The following is a 2300-nucleotide window of genomic DNA, read 5'->3' on the forward strand; positions in this document are numbered from 1 at the left end:
CGCCTCGCGGGCCCGCGAGGCGCGTTCGGCTGCCGGCACGCCGGCCAGCCACAGCGCCACGCGCAGATTGTTCCAAACCGACAGACGCAGGATGAAGGGGCGCTGGAACACCATCACCTGGGCCGGCGCCGGGCTGGCCACGCTGCGCATTCCACTGTGGGGCACCATGCCGTGCAGGGCCTGCAGCAAGGTGGTCTTGCCCGAGCCGTTGGCGCCGATCAGCGCGATGAAGTCGCCGCGCTGCACCTGCAGATTGACGCCTTGCAGCGCGGTGAGCCGGCCATAGCTGACGCCCAGGTCCTGCAGACGCAGCAGCGTGCTGCCCTGGCCCACGTCCTTGCTCATCGCGCCACCACCCCCGAGGGGCCCTGCACGCGGCGCAAGGTCGCGATGCCGATATTGATCACACCGACGATGGCCAGCAGCACCAGGCCCAGGGCCAGCGCCAGCGGCAGATCGCCCTTGCTGGTTTCCAGCGCGATCGTGGTCGTGATCACGCGGGTGACGCCGTCGATATTGCCGCCGACGATCATCACCGCGCCGACCTCGGAGATGGCGCGGCCGAAGGCGGTCAGCAGCACGGTGGCCACGGCCCAGCGCTCGTTGAGCAGCAGCAGCAGGCCGGTCGTGAAGCCGCCGGCGCCCATCGAGCGCAGCTGTTCGCCGCCATCGCGCAGCGCATCGCTGACCAGTTGCTGTGACAGCGCGGCCACCACCGGCACGACCAGAATTGTCTGCGCGATCACCATCGCGCCGGGCGTGAACAGCAGGCCCCAGCTGCCCAGCGGGCCGCTGCGCGACAGCAGCAGATAGACGACCAGACCGACCACCACCGAGGGCAGGGCCAGCAAGGTGTTCAGCAGGGTCAGCAGCAGGCGACGGCCCGGCATCCGGGTGACCGCCAGCCAGGCGCCCGCCGCCAGGCCGAAGCCGGCGGCAAAAGCGCAGGCCAGGCCGCTGACCGTTAGCGACAGGCCCACCGTGCGCAGCAGCACTGGGTCGGCCTGCAATACCAGGTTCAGCGCGGTCTGGATGCTTTCGCTGAATGCACTCATTGAAGCAGCGAGCTGGCCAGCGGCAGATTGAGCAGCAGGTTCTGCGGTTTCAGGCGCAGCTGCTGATCGGCCGTCATCGCCAGGCCCAGATAGACCGGCTTGCCTGTGACATCGGCGCGCATCTCGGCCGGGTCGGCGAAGTCCAGCCGGAACAGGCTGATCAGGCGGCGCTGCCGCTCGGCATCGACCTCGGTGCCCGCATACAGATCGTTCAGCAGGCTCATCGCCTCGACGTCCAGCCCGACATGCCAGCGCCAGGCCTCGTCGTCGATGCGCTGCAGCGGCGTGATCGTGACCCGCAGCCCCAGCAGATGGGCCAGCCAGCGCTCCAGCACGGAGGCCAGCGCTTTCAGGCCCGAGTGGGCGTGCACCAGCTTGATCGCCAGGCCGTGGCCCAGCTCATTGCTGATCTCGTGGGTCAGGTCCAGTGCAAAGCGGTGACGCTCGCCATCGGCCCAGTAGTCGGTGGCGTTGTCGGTGTTCAGCACCTGCACCACCGTGGTCGGCAGCGGGGCTTGACTCTGCCGCAGCAGGCGGCCGATATCGCCGAGGCCGGCAGTCTCCTGCAGCAGATCCACGGTGGCGAGGTCGGCCGAGATCAGCCGCCCTTCCAGCAGACTCAGGCGTTGCGGGCGGAACAGCAGTTCGGCGGCGCGGGCCTCGAAGGCGTCGTGGCTGTCGTCCAGCAGATGGCGGACGATGGCCTGCACGATCAGGTCCACGAACAGCGGCGGCACCGTGATGCGGCCGGCGCGCATCAGCGCCAGGTAATAGGCCTCCAGCGTGCCTGCGGCCAGCAGGGCGTCGCGAAAACTCAGGAACAGCCGGTAGTTGTCGCGCGCGTCCTGATCGGCGAGCGCGGCGAGCTGCGCCTCGCTGACGGATCGCAAAGGCGCGTCGGCGAGGGCCTGGTGCAGCGCGATCTCGGCCGGGCAGGACTCCTCGACCAGGGCCAGCTGCGGCAGCTCGACGACGAGGCGGCGCAGCCAGGCCTCGCCAGGGCACAACCAGCCGCGTGGGTCGCGTGTCAGCAGGGCATAGCCGCTGGCGGGCCAGAAATTTTGCATGGGCAGGACAGGGCAGGGCGCTCGCGGCGCCACTGCCGGAGCGCTTTTCTCTCTTACTTCTTCGGCTGACCCTGCTGCTCGGCCGCGGTGGCCTTGCCGCTGGGCGGTGCAACCGCAGTCTTGGCCGGCGAGTGGGCGCCGGCGGCCTCCAGCGGCGGTGCCGAGGCGGCGACCGGCG

Annotated in this window: 3 protein-coding genes; all 3 read right to left on the bottom strand. The window is 69.8% G+C overall.

Annotation, left to right across the window (positions count from 1 at the left end; all coding sequences use genetic code 11):
- On the bottom strand, positions 1–345 hold a 345-nt coding region (locus PO768_RS28575; protein WP_272648759.1), incomplete at its 3' end, for an ATP-binding cassette domain-containing protein.
- Positions 342–1055: an ABC transporter permease gene (locus PO768_RS28580; RefSeq protein ID WP_272648760.1), complete on the bottom strand. Its 714-nt coding sequence runs from the start codon at positions 1053–1055 to the stop codon at positions 342–344. The genes PO768_RS28580 and PO768_RS28575, both read right to left, overlap by 4 nt.
- On the bottom strand, positions 1052–2122 hold the full coding sequence (locus tag PO768_RS28585) for a DUF6352 family protein (protein WP_272648761.1): 1071 nt from the start codon (positions 2120–2122) through the stop codon (positions 1052–1054). The genes PO768_RS28580 and PO768_RS28585 overlap by 4 nt, the downstream gene beginning before the upstream one ends.
- Positions 2123–2300: the final 178 nt, after the last annotated feature.

This window comes from Paucibacter sp. XJ19-41 (assembly GCF_028462495.1).
Classification (GTDB): domain Bacteria; phylum Pseudomonadota; class Gammaproteobacteria; order Burkholderiales; family Burkholderiaceae_C; genus Roseateles_E.

Excerpts from the sequence above, each read along its gene's own strand:
- PO768_RS28580 (WP_272648760.1), bottom strand. The coding sequence starts at position 1,055 with ATGAGTGCATTCAGCGAAAGCATCCAGACCGCGCTGAACCTGGTATTG.
- PO768_RS28585 (WP_272648761.1), bottom strand. The coding sequence starts at position 2,122 with ATGCAAAATTTCTGGCCCGCCAGCGGCTATGCCCTGCTGACACGCGAC.